15 protein-coding genes are annotated in these 19,581 nt (G+C 71.0%); 11 read left to right on the top strand and 4 right to left on the bottom strand.

Going from position 1 to position 19,581, the window contains the following annotated elements; translation table 11 throughout:
- Window positions 1-31: 31 nt before the first annotated feature.
- Entirely contained in the window at window positions 32-1,270 is a 1,239-nt protein-coding gene (locus tag HA039_RS11580) for a serpin family protein (protein ID WP_167027701.1), read from the bottom strand.
- Between the two features lie 110 nt (window positions 1,271-1,380).
- Window positions 1,381-2,817, bottom strand: a complete 1,437-nt coding sequence (locus HA039_RS11575) for a glycoside hydrolase family 18 protein (protein ID WP_167027698.1) — start codon at window positions 2,815-2,817, stop codon at window positions 1,381-1,383.
- Window positions 2,818-3,029: 212 nt separating this feature from the next.
- Here HA039_RS11575 and HA039_RS11570 point away from each other — a divergent pair, with 212 nt between their 5' ends.
- The 6 genes from HA039_RS11570 (at window position 3,030) to HA039_RS11545 (ending at window position 9,984) form a co-directional block, all read left to right on the top strand.
- Entirely contained in the window at window positions 3,030-3,782 is a 753-nt protein-coding gene (locus tag HA039_RS11570; protein ID WP_167027695.1) for a GntR family transcriptional regulator, read from the top strand.
- A 224-nt stretch (window positions 3,783-4,006) separates the two neighbouring features.
- On the top strand, window positions 4,007-5,710 hold the full coding sequence (locus HA039_RS11565) for a purine-cytosine permease family protein (RefSeq protein ID WP_167027692.1): 1,704 nt from the start codon (window positions 4,007-4,009) through the stop codon (window positions 5,708-5,710).
- A gap of 216 nt (window positions 5,711-5,926) precedes the next feature.
- A complete protein-coding gene (locus HA039_RS11560) occupies window positions 5,927-6,106 on the top strand; it encodes an SPOR domain-containing protein (RefSeq protein WP_208298591.1) in 180 nt (59 codons plus the stop codon).
- Between the two features lie 91 nt (window positions 6,107-6,197).
- Entirely contained in the window at window positions 6,198-6,611 is a 414-nt protein-coding gene (locus tag HA039_RS11555) for a (deoxy)nucleoside triphosphate pyrophosphohydrolase (protein ID WP_167027686.1), read from the top strand.
- Between the two features lie 183 nt (window positions 6,612-6,794).
- Entirely contained in the window at window positions 6,795-7,256 is a 462-nt protein-coding gene (locus tag HA039_RS11550) for an ATP-binding protein (protein WP_167027683.1), read from the top strand.
- Window positions 7,257-7,425: 169 nt separating this feature from the next.
- Window positions 7,426-9,984, top strand: coding sequence for a SpoIIE family protein phosphatase (locus tag HA039_RS11545; protein ID WP_167027680.1), 2,559 nt, complete (start codon window positions 7,426-7,428; stop codon window positions 9,982-9,984).
- A gap of 84 nt (window positions 9,985-10,068) precedes the next feature.
- Here the strand turns inward: HA039_RS11545 and HA039_RS11540 are convergent, their stop codons facing one another.
- On the bottom strand, window positions 10,069-10,380 hold the full coding sequence (locus HA039_RS11540) for a hypothetical protein (RefSeq protein WP_167027677.1): 312 nt from the start codon (window positions 10,378-10,380) through the stop codon (window positions 10,069-10,071).
- 160 nt (window positions 10,381-10,540) lie between these two features.
- Between HA039_RS11540 and HA039_RS11535 the strand changes: the two genes are divergently transcribed.
- Together HA039_RS11535 and HA039_RS11530 are read left to right on the top strand one after the other, a co-directional pair.
- Window positions 10,541-11,614: a glycoside hydrolase family 18 protein gene (locus HA039_RS11535; RefSeq protein WP_425086331.1), complete on the top strand. Its 1,074-nt coding sequence runs from the start codon at window positions 10,541-10,543 to the stop codon at window positions 11,612-11,614.
- Between the two features lie 127 nt (window positions 11,615-11,741).
- The gene (locus HA039_RS11530) at window positions 11,742-12,293 is read left to right on the top strand and encodes an isochorismatase family protein (protein ID WP_167027674.1); all 552 of its coding nucleotides are present in this window, start codon (window positions 11,742-11,744) and stop codon (window positions 12,291-12,293) included.
- A gap of 86 nt (window positions 12,294-12,379) precedes the next feature.
- On the opposite strand, the gene HA039_RS11525 is transcribed toward HA039_RS11530, so the two are convergent.
- Complete coding sequence (locus HA039_RS11525) at window positions 12,380-12,607, bottom strand: hypothetical protein (protein ID WP_167027671.1); 228 nt, start codon at window positions 12,605-12,607, stop codon at window positions 12,380-12,382.
- Window positions 12,608-12,862: 255 nt separating this feature from the next.
- On the opposite strand from HA039_RS11525, the gene HA039_RS11520 reads away from it, so the two are divergent.
- The 3 genes from HA039_RS11520 to HA039_RS11510 all read left to right on the top strand — a co-directional run bounded on the left by HA039_RS11520 (window position 12,863) and on the right by HA039_RS11510 (window position 19,513).
- On the top strand, window positions 12,863-15,238 hold the full coding sequence (locus tag HA039_RS11520) for an ABC transporter family substrate-binding protein (RefSeq protein ID WP_167027668.1): 2,376 nt from the start codon (window positions 12,863-12,865) through the stop codon (window positions 15,236-15,238).
- A gap of 325 nt (window positions 15,239-15,563) precedes the next feature.
- Window positions 15,564-17,438: a translational GTPase TypA gene (gene typA / locus HA039_RS11515; RefSeq protein WP_167027665.1), complete on the top strand. Its 1,875-nt coding sequence runs from the start codon at window positions 15,564-15,566 to the stop codon at window positions 17,436-17,438.
- A 437-nt stretch (window positions 17,439-17,875) separates the two neighbouring features.
- Window positions 17,876-19,513, top strand: coding sequence for a peptide ABC transporter substrate-binding protein (locus tag HA039_RS11510; RefSeq protein WP_167027662.1), 1,638 nt, complete (start codon window positions 17,876-17,878; stop codon window positions 19,511-19,513).
- Window positions 19,514-19,581 lie beyond the last annotated feature (68 nt).

Here is a 19,581-nt window from a genome sequence, read left to right as displayed (position 1 = left end):
CGGCTCAGGACGCGCGGGGTGAACGGCTGAATCAGAGGTCGTACGCGTCGGGGTCGGCGAGCGTCGGCTCCGCCACCCAGCCCGTCGTCAGGACTAGCCGGGAGGTGCGGTGCACGGCCAGGAAGCCGAACGGGCGGTCGAAGTCGGCGGAGACCCGTACCGCGCTGTGGCGGCGCTCCGGCATCCCCCCGGCCACGGCGGCCACCGCGGTCACGCTCGCCGCCCGGAAGCCCAGCGCGCCGAACTCCGCCATGGACGACTGGCGGGCGGAGCCGATGGCCAAGGGCATGGCGCTCATGCCCGGGAAGTGATGGGGGCGGATCTCCGACGCCGTCCCGAGGCCGAAGAGCCCGGCACGCTTCAGCAGGTCGTGGTCGGCGGAGAGCGCGAACGCCGCGGTGCGCAGAGCGAGTTCGGGCGGGGTCGGGGCGGACACGCGGACGACTCGTTTTGTGAGGCCGGGGCCGGCCTCGCCGTACGGGAGGCGGTCGGCCGTGACGGCCGCGTACCGGCCCGACAGGACGCCGACGCCCGCGGCGAGCACCTCACCCGGGGTACGGCTCTCCTCGCCGAGCAGCAGGTGGACGTCGAGCCCGTTCGTACCGAGCACCTTCGCGACGGTCAGCGGGCCCGCGGAGGTCTCGGACACCGCGACCCGGTCGAGCAGGGCGGTCGTACGGTGGAGGGTGGTGACGGTGCGTCCGGCCCACGGTCCGGTCTCGTTCTCGCGCGGCCACTCCTCGAAGGGGCGGAACCATGCGGTACGGAGGGCCAGCGCGCTCGCCAGCACGAGCAGCGTGCGGTCGTCCAGCGTGACCGGCATCGACGGGACCAGCCCGCCCGTGCGGTCGGCCGCCCAGGTGTCCAGGGCGCGGCCGTCCGCGGTGGCGTCGCCGGTGAGCACCCCGTGGCTCCCGGCGGGCAGCCGGGCGGTCCACTCGTCCCTGACCGGGAGGGACTTCCTCGTCCACAGGCCCAGCGCGGCACTCACGCCGGGCAGTTGGGACAGGGTGCCGAGCAACTCCGCCGCCACACCGGCCGCTTCGCCGCCCGGCAGTCCGACGGCCTCGGTCAGCTCCTGCCGGGCGGGGCCGTCGGCGGCGTCCGCGAGGAGCGCGAGCAGCGGCCAGACACCGGCGGCGGAGAACACCGTGTTCCCGTCGCCGCGGTGCCCGGCCGCCCAGCGTTCGGTGAGGCGGTTGACCGCCGTCACGGCCCGTGTCGCCGGCCGCGCCCGGTGCCGCTGTGTCCCGCTCCCCGTCGTGCTCATGGGGGACGAGGCTAGCTCCAACCACACCCCCGCGACCACGGAGTTGCGCGGCCCGCCGGCCGCGCAACCCGTGGGCGTCGGCAGCCCGCAGCCCGCGCGACCCGCGAAGGTCAGCGGCCCGACAGGCCGCGGTCGATCGCCGTCGTCAGTTCGCCGTTCGCCGTGTCGCCGTCCATGGACCAGACCATGGCGCCGCCCAGGCCCTTGTGACGGATGTACGCGGTCTTGGCGCGGAGCACCTGCGGGTCGTCGTAGGTCCACAGGGTGGTGCCGTCGAACAGCCACGCGCTGCCGTTCTTGACGTCACGGTGGACCTTGTACGCCCCCGAGGCGGCCAGGCCCTTGAGGACCTTGTAGTCCTCCGAGCCGGGCGCCCAGACGCCGGGCGCCGGGGCCGCGGCGGGCTGGCCGAGGCCGTCGCCGCCGCCCGTCACGCCGGTCCAGCCCTGTCCGTAGAAGGGCAGGCCCACGACCAGCTTCCGGGCCGGGGCGCCGCGGCGCTCCCAGTCGCGGACGGTCTGGTCGACGCTGAAGTCACCGCGGGCCGCGTACAGCGCGGACTGCTGGGACGTCGTCGCCTCGCCGGAGACGTGGAAGTCGTACCCCTGGAGGTTCACGAAGTCGAAGTCCCGCATGATGCGCGGGATGTCGAAGCCCGCGTCGATCTTGGCGGGGGCGGCGGGCACGAAGGCCGACAGGTCGTAGTGCTTCGCCTTCTTGCCGCGCGGCGCCTGGCTCTTGGCGTACGCGTCGAGCTGGGTACGGAACTCGTGCACCAGCGCGGTGAAGTTCCGCTTGTCCTCGGGCCGGTAGACGGTGTCCGTGTCGCCCGCGGAACCGGGCCACTCCCAGTCGATGTCGACCCCGTCGAAGAGACCGGCCGCCGCGCCCGCGCCACCGCGCGTGCCGTCGACGGGCAGGTTGCCCTTGATGTAGAGGTCGATGCAGGAGGAGACCAGCGCCTTGCGCGAGGCGGGCGTGCGGGCCGCGTCCGAGAAGTGGGTGGACCAGCTCCAACCGCCCAGGGAGATCAGCACCTTGAGGCCGGGGTGCTTGGCCTTCAGTTCGCGCAGCTGGTTGAAGTTGCCCGCGAGGGGCTGCTCGGCGGTGTCGGCCACGCCGTCCACCGAACCGGCCGCGTCGAGCGGGCGCGCGTAGTCGGCCCACGCGTCGGCCTCGCCGGCGACGTTGCCCGTGAAGCACTTGCCCTCGGCGTTCACGTTGCCGAAGGCGTAGTTGATGTGGCTCAGCTTGGCGGCCTGCCCGCTGGTGTCCAGGTCCTTGACCTGGAAGTTGCGTCCGTAGACGCCCCATTGGGTGAAGTAGCCGACGCGCTTGTACTCGCGGCCGCTCGTACCGCCGCTCTTGCCGCCGTCGTGCTTCGCCGTGGACGCCGACGTGGCCGAGGCGGTGGTGACCGCCGAGGCCGCGGGCGAGAGCGTGGCGAGAAGGGACAGGGAGCAGGCGGCAACTGCCAGCCTGCCAAGGGTTCTTCGGGTGTTCCGGGGAGTTCCTGCGCTTCGAGCGCTGCTCAGCGTGAGGCTCATGGGCAGGAAAGGTATTGGTCTGGACCATTGAGGTCAAGAGGGGATTCGGGCTGATGGTCGGGAAGTTGTCGGTACGTCCGGATCATTCATCCGCGCGATAAGCATTCCGTGAGCACAAATCATCACTTCGGGTGAAACCCTGGCCCATGCTTGCGGATGACAACCCACGGTCGTCAGGCTGTTGCTGTCTGTCAACCCGTTGGGAGTGGTCAATGGCTTTTGGTGAGCAGCCTGCCTATCTGCGTGTCGCCGGTGATCTCCGCAAGAAGATCGCCAACGGCGCGCTGCCGCCCCGCACCCGACTGCCCTCGCAGGCCCGCATCCGCGAGGAGTACGGCGTGTCCGACACGGTCGCGCTGGAGGCGCGCAAGGTGCTGATGGCCGAAGGGCTGGTGGAGGGCCGCTCCGGGTCGGGCACGTACGTGCGGGAGCGCCCGGTCCCGCGCCGCATCGCCCGCTCCGGGTACCGGCCGCCGAGCGGCTCCAGCCCCTTCCGCCAGGAGCAGACGGCGGACGGCGTGCGGGGGACGTGGCAGTCCAGCAGCGAACAGGACGTGGCGGGCCCGGAGATCGCCGCGCGGCTCGGCATCGAGCCGGAGGACCGGGTGATGCGGACGCGGTACGTGTTCCGCGACGGGGGCGAGCCGATGATGCTCTCCACCTCCTGGGAGCCCCTGGCGGTCACGGGGCGGACGCCGGTGATGCTGCCCGAGGAGGGGCCGCTCGGCGGGTGCGGGGTCGTGGAGCGGATGGCGGCCATCGACATCGTCGTGGACAACGTGCTGGAGGAGGTCGGCGCGCGCCCGGGGCTTGCGGAGGAGCTCATGTCGCTCGGCGGGGTCCCCGGACACGTGGTGATGGTCCTGGAGCGGACGTACTTCGCGTCGGGGCGCGCGGTCGAGACGGCGGACGTGGTGGTGCCGGCGGACCGCTACCGGGTGGCGTACCACTTGTCGGTGAAATGAACGCGTTGCCGGGCAAGCGCGAGCGCCAACACCCGTGCCCGCGCTCGTTTCTGTCGTCCGACCGATAGTCGGAGCCCGCCGTCCGCGCGCCGTGACGGCGAGTTAACCCCCGCCGTCCTGCCGTAACGGCGGGGCAACGACACGCTGGGGCGCCCCGTCATGTCCGGCTTCTACCTTCCCGTTCGTACCGCACCCGGTGCACGCAGACGAACGGGAAGGCAGCGATGACGGACACCGCGATCCCCACCTCCGACAGCCCACCCGACGAGGGGCCGGCGCGCAGCTACGCCAAGCTCGCCGCCGACGAGAGCCGCGAGGACTACTCGCTCCGCTACGCGCCGCACTCGTTCCGCCGCTGGTCGCCCTCGACGGTCGCGGGCACCGCGCTCGGCGGGATCGCGTATCTGGCGGACTTCGCGATCGGCGCCTCGATCGTGTTCACGTACGGCTTCACCAGCGGGTTCGCCTCCATCCTCACGGCGGCGGCGATCATCTTCGTCACAGGCATCCCGATCGCGCGGGCCTGCGCCAAGTACGGCCTGGACATGGACCTCATCACCCGCGGCGCCGGCTTCGGCTACTTCGGCTCGACGCTGACCTCGCTGATCTACGCGTCCTTCACCTTCATCTTCTTCGCCCTCGAAGGCTCGATCATGGCGCAGGCCATGCACCAGGCCATCGGACTCCCGGTCCAGGTCGGCTACTTGGTCACCACGCTCATCGTCATCCCCATCGTGTTCCGGGGGATGGGCGCGCTGGCCAAGGTCCAGGCGTGGACCCAGCCGATCTGGCTCGTCGGCCTGGTCCTGCCGTTCGTCGTGCTCGCCTTCCACGCGCCGGGCTCCTGGGGCGCGTTCAGCTCCTTCGGCGGCACGGAAGGGGCCGGCTCGGGCTTCGACTGGATCGGCTTCGGGCTCGGTACGGGTGTGGCGCTCTCGCTCATCGCCCAGATCGGCGAACAGGCCGACTACCTGCGCTTCATGCCCGCCAAGACGCGGGAGAACAGGCGCCGCTGGAACGTGGCCGTCCTCGCCGCCGGGCCCGGCTGGGTCGTCATCGGCGCGGCGAAGCAGCTCGGCGGCGCGTTCCTCGCGTTCGTGGCGCTGGAGGCGGTCGGCAAGACCCACGCGCTGGAGCCCATCGCCCCGCAGATCGAGGCGCTCAGGCCGTGGCTCGGCTCCTTCGCGCTGCCCGCCGCCGCGATCTTCGTGATCGTCTCCCAGATCAAGATCAACGTCACCAACGCCTACAGCGGCTCGCTGTCCTGGTCGAACTTCTTCTCCCGCATCACGCACAAGCACCCGGGGCGGGTCTGGTACATCTTCCTCAACCTCGCCATCGCGCTGACGCTGATGGAGATGAACATGTTCGCGGCCCTCAACAAGCTGCTGGGCTTCTACTCGAACGTGGGCATCGCCTGGATCACCGCGGTCGCCGCCGACCTCGTGATCAACAAACGGATCGGGCTGAGCCCGCCGTACATCGAGTTCAAGCGGGCGTACCTGTACGCGGTCAACCCGGCCGGGTTCGGGGCGATGGTGATCGCGTCCGTGGTCTCGATCCTCGCCTTCTTCGGGCTGTTCGGGACGTACGCGGAGGCCTTCTCGACCTTCATCGCGGCCGGACTCGCCCTGATCCTCTGCCCGTTGATCGCCTGGCTGACGAAAGGGAGGTACTACCTGGCGCGGCCGAATCCGGTCAACGGACCGGGCGTCGAGGTCCCCGACATCACCGCCACCCATCACTGCGCGGTCTGCGAGACGGCGTACGAACTCCCGGACATCGCCGACTGCCCGGTCCGGTCGGGGCCGATCTGCTCGTTGTGCTGCTCGCTCGACTCGACGTGCGGGGACGCCTGCCGGAAGATGAAGGACGCGGCGCCGGTCCTGATGCCGCTGCCGACGGTACGTACGGTCGGCCGGACCTGACGCGACCCCGGCCCCCGGGCATCGGGGCGGGAGGCGAAGGGGGCGTGCGCCGGGCGTACGCCCCCTTCCTCGTACCGCCGTTCACCCGCCCCTCGCGTACCTCTTTGTGTGAATACGTATCCGCTGAGTGAAGGTCAGGCGTACGCTCGGGCATATGCGTACTGCGGTTTCCCGGGAATCTTCAGAGAGATGCAGGCCGGCGGCGGGAGGGGCGCGATGAACGACAGTGGAGCCGCGCTCCCCTGGCTGGTGATACGGCAGGACGGCAACGGCAATCGCTACCGGGTCGGCAGGTACGCGACCAAGGACGAGGCCCAGAAGATCGCCGACAACCTCGACGCCCGCGGCCCCGGCCGCCTCTACTGGGTGGAGCGCGTCGTACAAACGACCCGCTGACACGTGCCGCCGCTGACACGTGACCCGGCCGCGCGACCGCCGCCGGGCACGCGTCGCGGGCGGCGCCCCCCGGCCCGTTAGGCTCGCGCCCATGGATGATCGTGTCGTGGTCGCGGGCGCCCTCTGCGACCGCGGGCGGCTGCTGGCCGCCCGCCGCAGCGCGCCGCCCGAGCTGGCCGGCCGCTGGGAGCTGCCCGGCGGCAAGGTGGAGCCGGGGGAGGGCCCCGAGGAGGCGCTGGTACGGGAGCTGCGCGAGGAGCTGGGTGTCGAGACGCTCCCCGTGGAGCGGATCCCCGGCCAGTGGCCGCTGGGCCGGGGCCGTGTCCTCCAGGTGTGGACGGCCCGGCTGCTCTCCGGTGAGCCCACGCCGCTGGAGGACCACGACGAGCTGCGCTGGCTCGGCCCGGACGAGGTCCACACGGTCGACTGGCTCGACCAGGACCGCCCGGCCGTCGCCGAGGCCGCCCGTCTGCTCCGCGACGCCCTGGACCGCCCGACCCGCTGAGCGCCGTACGCGGGGACGGGGCGGGGCCGTGCGCCGCGTCCGTACGCCCTGTACGCCGTTTGTGCCACTGTGCGCCCGCCGGGGGCAGAGCCGTCCCGCCGAGGAGATAGCTCACCCCATATTTCGGGTATGGGCAGATTGACCCCCTAAAAGGGATGTGGTTCTCTCGGCGGTCGGGAAGAAGTGGTCGGCTTGATCGACACGCAGGGCGCACGCTCCGAGTGGACCTTCCCCGCCGAGCCGGGGGCCGTGCGCACCGCCCGCCATTCCGTCCGTGACACGCTCCGCGCCTGGGAGATGGTCCCTGCCGTCTGCGAGGCGGCCGTTCTGCTGGTCAGCGAGCTGGTGACCAATTCGCTGCGGTACACGCCCGGCCCCATCGGGGTGAAGCTCGCGATCGTCGACCTCGCTCCCGCCCCGGACCCCTCGACCTGTCCCCAGGGGGACACCGCCCCCGCCACGGGCCGCGCCCTGCTCGTGGAAGTCTCCGATCCCCTCCCTGACCCGCCCACCCCGCGCACCTCGGCCCTCGACGACGAGGGCGGCCGTGGCCTGCGGCTCGTGGCCTGTTCCTCCCGGCGCTGGGGCACGCGCCGCGGGAAGACGGGCAAGACCGTGTGGTTCGAGCTACCTCTGCCTGGTTAGAAGTGTGAAGGGACAACGATCACGGGAACGATCATGTCGAATCCGGTCTGGACTCGGCTCAAAAAGAACGAGACCGTGCTGTGATCGTGAACGCCGTGCCTGCCGGGGCCGTAGTGCTGAATACTGCGGGAATGGCCGGTCCGGTGCGTGAGCTGGAGGGGACGGTCGCGTGAGCGAGATACCTGGGACGACGGGCGACGTCGTGTGGCAGAGCAGTCCGCCCGGCTCGATCTATGACTACATAAGAGTCGCTTCGTTCTCGATCGGCCCCGACGGGCTGGTCGACCAGTGGAGCGTGCGGGCCGCTGAGCTGTTCGGGATCGCTCCGCACCAGGTCAGGGGCAAGGACCCGGTCGAGGTGTTCATGCCCGCCGAGCTGCGTCCGCGCGGGCACCGCCGGGTCGCCGAGATCCTGGACGGCAAGGAGTGGACCGGCCTGGTCCCCTTCCGCATGCCCCACGAGGGCGGCGGGCACGGCCTGGCCGAGATCTATGTGATGCCCAGTGAGACGGAGACCGGCGAACGGGCCGCGCTCTGCGTGGTCGTCGACGTCAGGGCGTTGCGCCGGATCGAAACCGACCTCGCCTCGTCGCAGGCCATTTTCGGCCAATCTCCCTTCGGCTTCCTGCTGTTCGGCAACGATCTCCGGGTGCAGCGCGCCAACGCGCGCTTCGCGAAGGTCTTCGGCGGCGCGATCGAGGACCACCGCGGCCGTACCGTCCACGACTACCTGTCCCGCCCCGAGGCCGACCGCCTGACCGGCGCCCTCAAGCGGGTCCTGGAGACCGGCGAGGCGGTCAACGACTTCCAGATCGTGGGGACGCAGCCCGGCGGCAAGGACCGCAGGCACTGGTCCATCAACCTCTACCGCGTGCACAGCGGGGCTGGCCGGCCCATCGGGGTGGCCGGGATCGGCATGGATGTCACACGCCGTCACATCGCCGCCCGCGAGGCCGCCAGCGCCCGCCGGAACCTCGCCCTCCTCAACGAGGCGAGCGCCCGGATCGGCAACTCGCTGGACCTGGAGACCACCGCCCGCGAGCTCCTCGACGTCGCCGTCCCCGGCTTCTGCGACCTGGCCGCCGTGGACCTCTACCAGAGCCTGCTCACCGGCGAGGAGGCCCCGCCGGGACGCGGCGGCTCCTCCCGCTCCGAGTCGGGCGGCGGCAGCGCCTCGCTGCGCCGGGTCGCGTTCGCCAGCGCCGTGTCGGACGCGCCGCTGACCGGACCGGGCGACCTGCTGGAGGGCGGGTACGTGCCTCCGGAGGTCGGCGCGGTCCACCGCTTCCCGTTCAGCTCGCTCGCCGCCAACGCGCTGCGCACCGGCCGGACGCAGGCCGTCCCCGGGAGCGCGGGCAGCCTCATCCAGTCGACGCTGGCCGTCCCGCTGGTGGCGCACGACGCCGTCGTGGGGCTCGCCCAGTTCTCCCGTACGAAGGGCAGCGAGCCGTTCGGTGACCGCGACCGCGCGCTCGCCGTCGAGCTGGCCGCCCGCGCGGCCGTCTGCATCGACAACGCGCGCCTCTACCGCCGGGAGCACGAGCGCGCGCTGATCCTCCAGCGCAGCCTGCTGCCGCCGGGCGACCCCGAGGCGGCCGGCCTCGACATCGCGTGTCGCTACCTGCCGGGCAACACCGCCACGGAGGTGGGCGGCGACTGGTTCGACGTCATCGAACTGCCCGGGCACCGGACCGCGTTGGTCGTCGGCGACGTGATGGGACGCGGGCTGCGGGCCGCCGTGGCCATGGGCGAACTGCGCACCGCCGTCCGTACGTTGGCCCTGCTCGACCTGGAACCGGCCGAGGTGCTCTCGGCGTTGGACGAGATCGCGCGGGGCCTCGGCACGCCGAGCGGCGCACAGCAGGCTTCCCGGGTCGCCCACAAGTCCCGCGACGCCGACCTCTCCGAGGTCTACCTCGCGACATGTGTGTACGCGGTCTACGACCCGGTCACCCGGCGCTGCACGTTCGCCAACGCCGGGCACCCGCCCCCGGTCGTCGTGGAGCCGGGCGAGGAGCCGCTGCTGCTCGACGTACCGCCGGGCATGCCCCTCGGCGTGGGGGGCGAGCCCTTCGAGCAGGTGGAGGTGGAGCTCGCGGAGGGCGCGCTGCTGTCGCTCTACACGGACGGCCTGGTCGAGTCGCGGGACCAGCCGCTGGACGAGGGCCTGACCGCCTTCCGGGCGGCGCTGTCCCACCCCGTACGGCCGCTGGAGGACGTCTGCGACCACGTCCTGAACACGCTCGACACCCGGCACGGCGAGGACGACATCGCCCTGCTCATGGCCAGGATCCAGGGGCTCCCGGCCGACGCCGTGGGCGACTGGCGGCTGCCGCGCGAGCCCCGCTCGGTGGGGCGGGCCAGGGAGCTGGCCCGGGCGCAGCTGGTCGACTGGGACCTGGAAGCCCTGGTCGACACGGTGGAACTGCTGGTCAGCGAGCTGGTCACCAACGCCCTGCGCTACGGCGAGGGCGAGATCAGGCTCCGGCTGCTGCGCGACCGTACGCTCGTTTGCGAGGTCTGGGACGCGGGCCTCGTGCAGCCGCGCCGGCGCCGCGCCCGCGACACCGACGAGGGCGGGCGGGGGCTCCAGTTGGTGGGCCTGCTGAGCGCGGCGTGGGGCTCGCGCAGGACCCCGCGCGGCAAGACGGTCTGGTTCGAACTGCCGCTGCCCGACGGGGACTCGACGGCGGAGCCGACGGTGGAGCAACTGCTGAGCATGTTCTGACACCGGGGGAGCGCCCCACGGGGCTCAGGCGGCCGAGTCGCGCGCCAGGGCCCGCCCGCGTGCCCCGGTGCGGTGCATCGGACGTCAGGGCCCGCCCCGCGTGTCCCCCCGCCCGGCAGGCCGTCCCCCGCCCCGCGCCTCCCGCTCCGCCCACGCGGCCCGGCGCTCCGCCGCGCGCGCCGCCCGGCGGCGGCGCTTGGTGACGACGTACCCGGCGATCACCACCGCCAGCACCAGCACACCCAGCGGCAGCACCAGATTGCCCGCCCACCCCGACTCCGCCGGACTCTGTCCCGACCCCGCCGCGCGAGCGGCCCCCGCGCCGGGCACGACCAGCCACCACGCCGTGATCAGCGGCGCCGTCGCGAGCCGGGTCAGGCGCACCAGCGAGGACATAGCAGGAGGCTATGTCCGGTACGCGGCCCCCGCGACCGGGCGCCGGCCCGCCCCGCCCGCCCCACGAGCCCCTCCCGTACCACCCCCGCGCACAAGAACACCCCCTAACCTGGGCCGTCACGCGGCCGCCCGGCCGGGGGTCTCAGGGGAGGGGACGACTGTGCGCACGCGCCTGCGCGGATTCGGACGGACACTGGTACGGGCCTGGCGGCACCGCCGCGCCCGGTGGCCCAAGCGGGTCGCCCTCGTCCTCGCGGTCCTGCTCGTCGTCCCCCTCGTCACCGCCGCCGTGGCGCTCAGGGCCAACTACGCGGGAGACCTCGCGGACGGCACCAGGACCCGCGGCAAGGACGCCATCTGGCTGGGCCACGCCTGGGTCGACGGCCGGAAGACGGACGCGGACCTCGACGCCTTCGCCCGGCAGATCCGCGGGACCGGCCTGCGCGACCTGTACGTCCACGCCGGACCGCTGGAACACGACGGCACCCTGCCCGCCGATCTCTACCCGCGCGCCGACTGGCTGATCGAGGGCGTGCACCGGCGGCTCCCCGGCGTCCGGGTCCAGGCCTGGCTGGGCGACAAGCTGGCCACCGAGACCCCGGACGGCCTGCGCCTGGAACGCCCGGCGTCCCGCGCCGCCGTGGTGCGCTCGGCCGGGCAGATCCTGGACGTCGGCTTCGACGGGGTCCACTTCGACCTGGAGCCGCTGCCCTCGGACGACCGGGACTACCTGTCCCTGCTGGACGACCTGCGCGCGCTCACGAAGGCGCGGCACGTCCCGCTGTCCGTCGCCGCGCACCAGATCGACCCGCTGCCCGCCCTGCACTCCGTGGCGGGGACCCTCACCGGCCACCCCAAGTGGTGGTCCCAGGCCTTCTTCGCGCAGGTCGCCCGCCGGGTCGACCAGATCGCCGTCATGTCGTACGACACGGCACTGCCGCTGGAGAGCCTGTACGGGGGTTACGTCGCCCAGCAGACCTCACTCGCCCTGGAGGTCATGCCGGCCGGTACCGACCTGCTGATGGGCCTGCCCTTCTACCACACGGAGGAGTTGGGCCACCACGCCCACGCGGAGACCGCCGCCGCGGCGATCCGGGGCATCCGGCTGGGACTCGGGCGCACCGACCGTGACCGGCAGCGCTTCGGGGTGGCGCTGTACGTCGACTTCGCGGCGACCCCGGGCGACTGGGCGGCGTACCGGGACGGCTGGGGGTGCGCGGCGGGGGAGTGCTGAGCCGGGGCGGGCGGATGGGGAGCGGGCGGGTGAGGAGCGGATAAAGATGCACAGGGCAACTTGCAAGGCTGCCTGCGTACCTCGTACCGTGACGAGCATCCCCACCGCGACAGCGAGGAGCACCCTCATGACCGTCACCACGCTCGACCCGGGCACCGCCCTGGTGGTCGTCGACCTCCAGAAGGGTGTCACCGGGCTGCCCACCGCCCACCCCGCCGCCGAGATCGTCGCGCGCTCCGCGGAACTCGCCGAGGCCTTCCGGGCCAAGGGCCTGCCGGTCGTGCTCGTCCGTGTCACCAGCGGCGCCCCCGGCCGCACCGAGGGTCCGGCGCGCCGGCTCCCGCCGCAGGCCGACTGGGCCGAGCTGGTACCGGAGCTGGGGCGGCGGGACGACGACATCGTCGTCACGAAGCACACCTGGGGCGCCTTCCACGGCACCGACCTCGACCTCCAGCTGCGCCGCCGGGGCGTCACCCAGGTCGTGGTGACGGGCATCGCCACCACCAAGGGCGTGGAGTCCACGGCCCGCGCCGCGCACGAGCACGGCTACCACGTCACGGTCGTCACCGACGCGGTGACGGACGGGGACGCGGACGCCCACCGCCACGCCGTCGAGAAGATCTTCCCGGCGCTCGGCGAGACCGGCACCACCGAGGCCGTACTGAAGCTGCTCGGCTGAGCGGCGGCGGCAGCAGCGCCGCACGCACGCCACGCACGCAGGGGCCCGTGTCCACCAGGACGCGGGCCCTTCCCGTACCCCCGCCGCTACGTGCGGCGGCTGTGGACGCCGAGTCCCTCGTCGTCCGCGTCGGCCCAGAGGGCGTGGTTGTACGGGGTGTCGGGGATCGGGATCAGTTCGTGGACCAGGGCCGGCGCGAGGGGGCCGGCCTCGGGGGCGGGGGTCTCGCCGATGCGCCGTTCCAGCAGTCCGACCGTGCGCACCAGGTCGTCCAGGGAGCGTTTCACCGCGGTCAATTCTTCGTGCAGGGACATGAGTTGCCCTCACTTCCACGTCTCGGGTGGCAGGCGGGGTAGCGGGGTCGTGGCCCCGACTGTCTACAGTATGCAATTTCGAGTGTCGCCCGTCACACGCCGTTTTCGCAAGGGTGCCGTTGGGCCGCGCGGGTGGCGTTTCGGATGCTGGACGCCGTGTCGCCGCCGTGGCCGCGCCTCCGTCCCTTTCAGTGGGTGGGCAAATAGGTGTGATCATCTCTAAATTCCACAAACCCGGACGAAGAGGTAGAAGCCATGTCCCACGTCGGCGCCCCACGCGGGAGGACATGCTCCCGAACCCTCCGCACCGTCTCGCTCCTGACCACGGGCGTGCTCGCCCTGACCGTCCTGTCCGCGTGCACCGCGGAGAAGCCCGCCGGCCGGGCGCAGGCCGCCCCCGTGGACATCGGGTCCACCGGGCGGGACGCGATCGCGCAGGGCGGCACGGTGCGGTGGGCGGTCGACACCATGCCCGCGACGCTCAACGTCTTCCAGGCCGACTCCGACGCCACGACCAACCGCATCGCCGGAGCCGTCCTGCCCACGCTCTTCACGCTCGACCGCACCGGCAGCCCGCAGCGCAACGGCGACTACCTGGAGTCGGCGAAGATCGTCGACCGGGAGCCCAAGCAGGTCGTGGTCTACAAGCTCAACCAGCAGGCGGTCTGGAGCGACGGCACCGAGATCGGGGCGCCCGACTTCGTGGCCCAGTGGCACGCGCTGCGCGGCAAGGACACCGCGTACTGGACGGCGCGCAACGCGGGCTACGAGCGGATCGAGAAGATCGAGCGCGGCAAGGACGACCTGGACGTCCGGGTCACCTTCGACCGGCCGTACGCGGACTGGAAGTCCCTCTTCACCCCGCTCTACCCGAAAGAGGTCATGGGCTCCCCGACCTCGTTCAACGACGGGGCGAGGGCCGGGCTGAAGACGAGCGCGGGCCCCTTCAACCTCAAGTCGGTGGACCGCAAGGCCAAGAAGGCCACGCTCGTCCGCAACCCGCGCTGGTGGGGGAAGCGCGCCAAGCTCGACTCGATCGTCCTGAGCGCGGTGCCCCGCGGCAAGCGCGCCGAGGCGCTGGCGGCCGGCAGGCTCGACATCGCGGACATCGACAGGGCCGCGGCGGAACGTATCTCCTCGGCCGCCCGCGCCAAGGGCGGTACGGCGGGCCAGCCCCTGACCCACGGCCCGGGCGCCGCCGACATCAGCCCGGCCGCCTCGCTGCGGGCCCGGGCGATGGCGAACGGCTCCGACAAGGAGAAGGCGGAGGCGGCGCGGTCGGCGCGCGAGCGGACGGCCGAGGCGGCGGAGACGTACAGCCGCGAACAGCGGAACCTGCGCGGGTACGTCGTACGGAAGTCGCTGGAGCCCGCGTACACGCAGCTCGCGCTGAACGGCGAGTCGGGACCGCTGGCCGACGAGCGGGTACGGCGGGCCGTGGCGCGCGCGATCAACCGCAAGCAGCTCGCCGACGCCGTGCTCAAGCCGCTCGGACTGCCGTCGAAGCCGCTCGGCAGCCATCTCGCGGTGGCCGGGCAGCCGGCGTACGCGGACAGCAGTGACGCCCTCGGCACCCAGGACACGCACGAGGCGCAGGCGCTGCTGGCCGACGCGGGCTGGACGCAGGGAGGGGCCCGCAGGACGGACGCGGGCACCAAGGCGGGCAGCGAGGGCGAGGGCAGGAAGCCGGCGGACGCCGGGAAGAAGTCGCCGGACGCGGAGACCGCGAAGAAGGACGGCGAGAAGAAGGGGACCTCCAAGGAGGAGGGCGAGAAGAAGACCGACGCGGAGAAGAAGGCCGACAAGAGCACCGACAAGGCCACCGACAAGAGCGCTGAGAAGTCCGAGAAGTCCGGGAAGCCGGAGAAGTCGGAGAAGAAGAACGACACCCCCTCCGACGAGGGCTCCTACACCGTCGGCGACAACAAGCCCGCCCAGGACACCAAGCCCGGCGGCGTGGCCGGCGCGTACGCCCCGCGCGGCACCGCCGTGCCCGCCCCGAAGGCGGGGCCGCTCGGCAAGGACGGCAAGACCCTCACCCTCCGCTTCGTCCTGCCGTCCGGCGAGGGTTCCGAGTCCCTGCGGGCCGTCGGCCGCCGCATCTCCGTGATGCTCGACCGCATCGGCATCGGCACCGAGACGATCAAGGTCGCCGACAACAGCTACTTCAAGGACCACATCGCGGCCGGCGACTACGACCTGGCCCTCTACTCCTGGCCCGCCACGGCCTACCCGGCGACCGACGGCCGGCCGATCTTCGCCAAGCCCGTGCCGGCCAGTGACGGCACCCTCCAGGTGGAGCAGAACTACACCCGGGTCGGTACGGACCACATCGACCAGCTCTTCGACCAGGCCGCCTCCGAGCTCGACGAGGGCGAGGCGCGCGACCTCATGAAGAAGGCGGACGCCCGGATCTGGGCCGCCGCCGGATCGATTCCTCTGTATCAGCGTCCGCAGCTCGTCGCCACCAAGCCCGCCCTGGCCAACGCGGGAGCCTTCGGATTCACCTCGCCGCGCTACCAGGACATCGGGTTCAAGAAGAGCGGCAACGCGGGCCCGACCGCCGTGCCGACGGCCGTCCCGACCGCCCTGCCGACCACGGTCGAGAAGTCGCCGAAGGCCGAGAAGTAGCAGGTCAGCCCGGGCTTCCCGAAGCCGGGAAGCCCAGGTTCCGATCTATTCACTTGCCCGCCGGTTCCCCCGGCGGGCAAGCTCGTTCCCGGCCCTCCGACCCGAGCGGCTCCACACCCCCGTGACCCCCGCACCACCTCCGCGCGATCCCCGCGCCGACCCCCTCGCGGCCGCGCGCGCCCGGCCCCCGCGACCCCGCTCCGATCGGCCGGGGCAGCCCTTGTCGCCCCGGCCCCGTACCATGGGACGAGCCGTGGCCTGTCCGCCCGGCGGGCGTACGAGCACACAACGCCGCATCCCACGATCGAGAGAAGCGCCAGCCAGCATGCCCACGCGCCACGACATCCGTAACGTCGCCATCGTCGCCCACGTCGACCATGGCAAGACCACTCTGGTCGACGCCATGCTGAAGCAGGCCGGCGCCTTCGCCGCGCACGCCGCCGAGCACCTCGATGACCGGATGATGGACTCGAACGACCTGGAGCGTGAGAAGGGCATCACGATCCTGGCCAAGAACACCGCCGTGAAGTACCACCCCAAGACCGGCGGGGACCCCATCACGATCAACATCATCGACACCCCGGGCCACGCCGACTTCGGTGGCGAGGTCGAGCGCGGTCTGTCGATGGTGGACGCGGTCGTCCTGCTCGTCGACGCCTCCGAGGGCCCGCTCCCGCAGACCCGCTTCGTCCTGCGCAAGGCCCTCCAGGCGCAGATGCCCGTCATCCTCTGCATCAACAAGACGGACCGCCCCGACTCCCGGATCGACGAGGTCGTCGACGAGACGTACGACCTGTTCCTGGACCTGGACGCGACCGAGGAGCAGATCGAGTTCCCGATCGTCTACGCGTGCGCCCGTGACGGCGTCGCGTCGCTGACCAAGCCGGAGAACGGCACCGTCCCGGCGGACAGCGACAACCTGGAGCCGTTCTTCAACACGATCCTGTCGCACGTCCCCGCCCCGGAGTACGACGAGGCGGCGCCGCTCCAGGCGCACGTCACGAACCTGGACGCGGACAACTTCCTCGGCCGTATCGCGCTGTGCCGCGTCGAGCAGGGCGAGCTGAAGAAGGGCCAGACCGTCGCGTGGATCAAGCGTGACGGCACGATGTCCAACGTCCGGATCACCGAGCTGCTGATGACGGAGGCGCTCACCCGCAAGCCCGTCGAGCTGGCGCGGCCCGGTGACATCTGCGCGATCGCCGGTATCCCGGACATCATGATCGGCGAGACCCTGGCCGACCCGGAGAACCCGATCGCGCTGCCGCTGATCACGGTCGACGAGCCGGCGATCTCCATGACCATCGGTACGAACACCTCGCCGCTCGTCGGCAAGGGCGGCAAGGGCCACAAGGTCACCGCCCGCCAGGTGAAGGACCGCCTGGACCGCGAGCTGATCGGTAACGTCTCGCTGCGCGTCCTGGACACCGAGCGTCCCGACGCGTGGGAGGTGCAGGGCCGCGGTGAGCTGGCGCTGGCCATCCTCGTCGAGACGATGCGCCGGGAAGGCTTCGAGCTGACCGTCGGCAAGCCCGAGGTCGTCACGAAGCAGGTCGACGGCAAGACGTACGAGCCGATCGAGCGCATGACGATCGACTCGCCCGAGGAGCACCTCGGCCCCATCACGCAGCTGATGGCGACCCGCAAGGGCCGGATGGAGACCATGACGAACCACGGTTCGGGGTGGATCCGCATGGAGTGGATCGTCCCGTCGCGCGGTCTCATCGGGTTCCGTACGGAGTTCCTGACCCAGACGCGTGGCACGGGCATCGCCCACTCGATCTTCGAGGGCCACGAGCCGTGGTTCGGTGACCTGCGCACCCGTAACAACGGCTCGCTCGTCGCGGACCGCTCGGGTTCGGTCACCCCCTTCGCGATGATCAACCTCCAGGAGCGCGGTGTCATCTTCACCGAGGCCGGCACGGAGGTCTACGAGGGCATGATCATCGGCGAGAACTCGCGCGCCGACGACATGGACGTGAACATCACCAAGGAGAAGAAGCTCACCAACATGCGCGCGGCCTCCGCCGACAACACGGAGAACGTGGTCCCGCCGCGCAGGCTCTCGCTGGAGCAGTCCCTGGAGTTCTGCCGCGACGACGAGTGCATCGAGGTGACCCCGGAGACGGTCCGTATCCGCAAGGTCGTCCTGGACCAGAAGCAGCGCGGCCGCACGGCGTCCCGCGCCAAGAACGGCTGACCCTGACACCCTGTCCGGCCGAGGCCGCGACAAAGGGGTGACATCCTGTCAGATCACGGCTCGGCCCCCCGCTCGGACGCGGGGGGCCGAGCCGTTCGTCAAAGCCTTTTCCTCGCCAGGTGTCCGGATATCGGCCATCGCTCACCGGAACATGTGTTAACGGTCCGTTTCGGGGGTGTCTGTCTATGATCATTTTGTCCGGATTTCGGGCGGACGTGGGGTGCTGATGTTGTCAAAACGAGACCCTTTAGCTGTGGTTTACAGCCGGGCCGTACCTAATAGTTGGCTCATTGAGCTCGGGTCAATGGGTCACGCGCGGTGGGGAGCGCCGACTCACGAGCACACTCGGGGCATTTGATCAGCTCGCTGTCAGGGGTGTCAGCGCGCGTAGACAATGCCCTTCTTGTTGTGACTAGTGGACTCATGAGGAGGAACCCATGCGTGGTGCCAAGAGCGCCAAGTGGGTCGCGGGAGCGATAATCGTCGCCCTGGCCGCGACTGCCTGTGGCGGTAGTGACAGCGGTAGCGACGACAACGGTGGCAAGGCGAGTGCGGGCTCGTTCGATCCGAACGGCAAGTTCTCCGTCGAGGTGGGGGAGCCGCAGAACCCGCTTCAGCCCGCCAACACCATGGAGTCCAACGGCAGCATCGTGGTCGGGGCGCTCTTCCAGCAGCTCGTCGACTACGACGCCGCGGGCAAGATCGTCATGGTGAACGCCGAGTCGGTGGACACCACGGACAACAAGACCTACACGGTGAAGCTGAAGAAGGACTGGACGTTCCACGACGGAACCCCGGTCACCGCCGAGTCCTATGTCAAGGCATGGAACTGGGCCGCGAACATCAAGAACAACCAGACGAACTCGTTCTGGTTCTCGGACATCGCGGGCTTCGCGGACGTGCACCCGGACAAGGGTGACCCGAAGAAGCAGGAGATGTCCGGCCTGAAGGTGGTCGACCCCACCACCTTCACGATCGAGCTCAGCACGCCGATCCCGTACTTCATCTACAAGCTGGGCTACGAGGTCTTCTCGCCGCTCCCCGAGTCCTTCTACGCCGACCCGGCCGCCGCCGGTGAGAAGCCGGTCGGCAACGGTCCCTACAAGTTCGTCAGTTGGGACCACAAGAAGAAGATCGAGGTCACGGCCTTCGCGGACTACAAGGGTCCGGACAAGGCCAAGAACGGTGGTGTGACGTTCAAGAACTACACCAACCTGGAAACGGCCTACGAGGACCTCAAGTCCGGCAACGTCGACGTCCTGCGTCAGATCGCGCCCAAGGACCTCCCCGTCTACCGTGACGACCTCGGCGACCGCGCCGTGGACAAGGCGTACTCCGCCGTCCAGTCGATCGTCCCGGCCTTCTACACCAAGCAGTGGAAGGACATCGACCCCCGCGTCCTCCAGGGCCTGTCGAGGGCGATCGACCGCGACACGATCACCAAGACCGTGCTCCAGGGCACCCGCGAGCCGGCGACGGGCTTCGTCGCCAAGGGCGTGCTCGGGTACCAGGACAACGTGGGCGGCGACGTCTTCAAGTACGACCCGGCCGCGGCCAAGGCGCTCATCAAGGCCGGCGGCGGCGTGCCCGGCAACAAGATCTCCATCCAGTTCAACGCCGACGGTGGCCACAAGGAATGGGTCGAGGCCGTCTGCGGCAGCATCACCCAGGCCACGGGCGTCGCCTGCACCGGGGACTCCAAGGCCGACTTCCAGGCCGACCTCGACTCGCGTGACGCGCACGAGGTCAAGTCCATGTACCGCGGTGGCTGGGTGCTCGACTACCCGGTGAACGCCAACTTCATCCGTGACCTGTACGGCACCAAGTCGGACGGCAACACGAGCGGCTTCTCCTCGGCGAAGATCGACGGCCTGATCAAGGGCGCGGACGCGGCTCCCTCGCTGGACGAGTCCGTCAAGCTCTACCAGGACGCGGAGAAGGAGATGGTCAACGAGATGCCGGCCATCCCGCTCTGGTACTACAAGGTCAACGCCGGTTACTCCGAGAAGGTCTCGGGTGTCGACTACGCGCAGGACGGGGACCCGATCCTCACCAGCGTCCAGGTCAAGAAGTAGCAAACATCGCGCATCGCGCGTCCGGTCCTGACTCGCTTCAGTGACACCGGCGCGGGTGGCGGCCGGGG

The organism is Streptomyces liangshanensis (assembly GCF_011694815.1).
GTDB classification, from domain to species: domain Bacteria; phylum Actinomycetota; class Actinomycetes; order Streptomycetales; family Streptomycetaceae; genus Streptomyces; species Streptomyces liangshanensis.
The sequence above is the reverse complement of the archived record's forward strand: the minus strand, read 5'-3'. Positions and strand labels throughout refer to the sequence as shown.

Coding starts and splice junctions, on each gene's coding strand:
- HA039_RS11575 (WP_167027698.1), bottom strand. CDS start 2,817: ATGAGCCTCACGCTGAGCAGCGCTCGAAGCGCAGGAACTCCCCGGAAC.
- typA (WP_167027665.1), top strand. CDS start 15,564: ATGCCCACGCGCCACGACATCCGTAACGTCGCCATCGTCGCCCACGTC.
- HA039_RS11555 (WP_167027686.1), top strand. CDS start 6,198: ATGGATGATCGTGTCGTGGTCGCGGGCGCCCTCTGCGACCGCGGGCGG.
- HA039_RS11520 (WP_167027668.1), top strand. CDS start 12,863: ATGTCCCACGTCGGCGCCCCACGCGGGAGGACATGCTCCCGAACCCTC.
- HA039_RS11510 (WP_167027662.1), top strand. CDS start 17,876: ATGCGTGGTGCCAAGAGCGCCAAGTGGGTCGCGGGAGCGATAATCGTC.
- HA039_RS11560 (WP_208298591.1), top strand. CDS start 5,927: ATGAACGACAGTGGAGCCGCGCTCCCCTGGCTGGTGATACGGCAGGAC.
- HA039_RS11540 (WP_167027677.1), bottom strand. CDS start 10,380: ATGTCCTCGCTGGTGCGCCTGACCCGGCTCGCGACGGCGCCGCTGATC.
- HA039_RS11565 (WP_167027692.1), top strand. CDS start 4,007: ATGACGGACACCGCGATCCCCACCTCCGACAGCCCACCCGACGAGGGG.
- HA039_RS11525 (WP_167027671.1), bottom strand. CDS start 12,607: ATGTCCCTGCACGAAGAATTGACCGCGGTGAAACGCTCCCTGGACGAC.
- HA039_RS11580 (WP_167027701.1), bottom strand. CDS start 1,270: ATGAGCACGACGGGGAGCGGGACACAGCGGCACCGGGCGCGGCCGGCG.
- HA039_RS11570 (WP_167027695.1), top strand. CDS start 3,030: ATGGCTTTTGGTGAGCAGCCTGCCTATCTGCGTGTCGCCGGTGATCTC.
- HA039_RS11530 (WP_167027674.1), top strand. CDS start 11,742: ATGACCGTCACCACGCTCGACCCGGGCACCGCCCTGGTGGTCGTCGAC.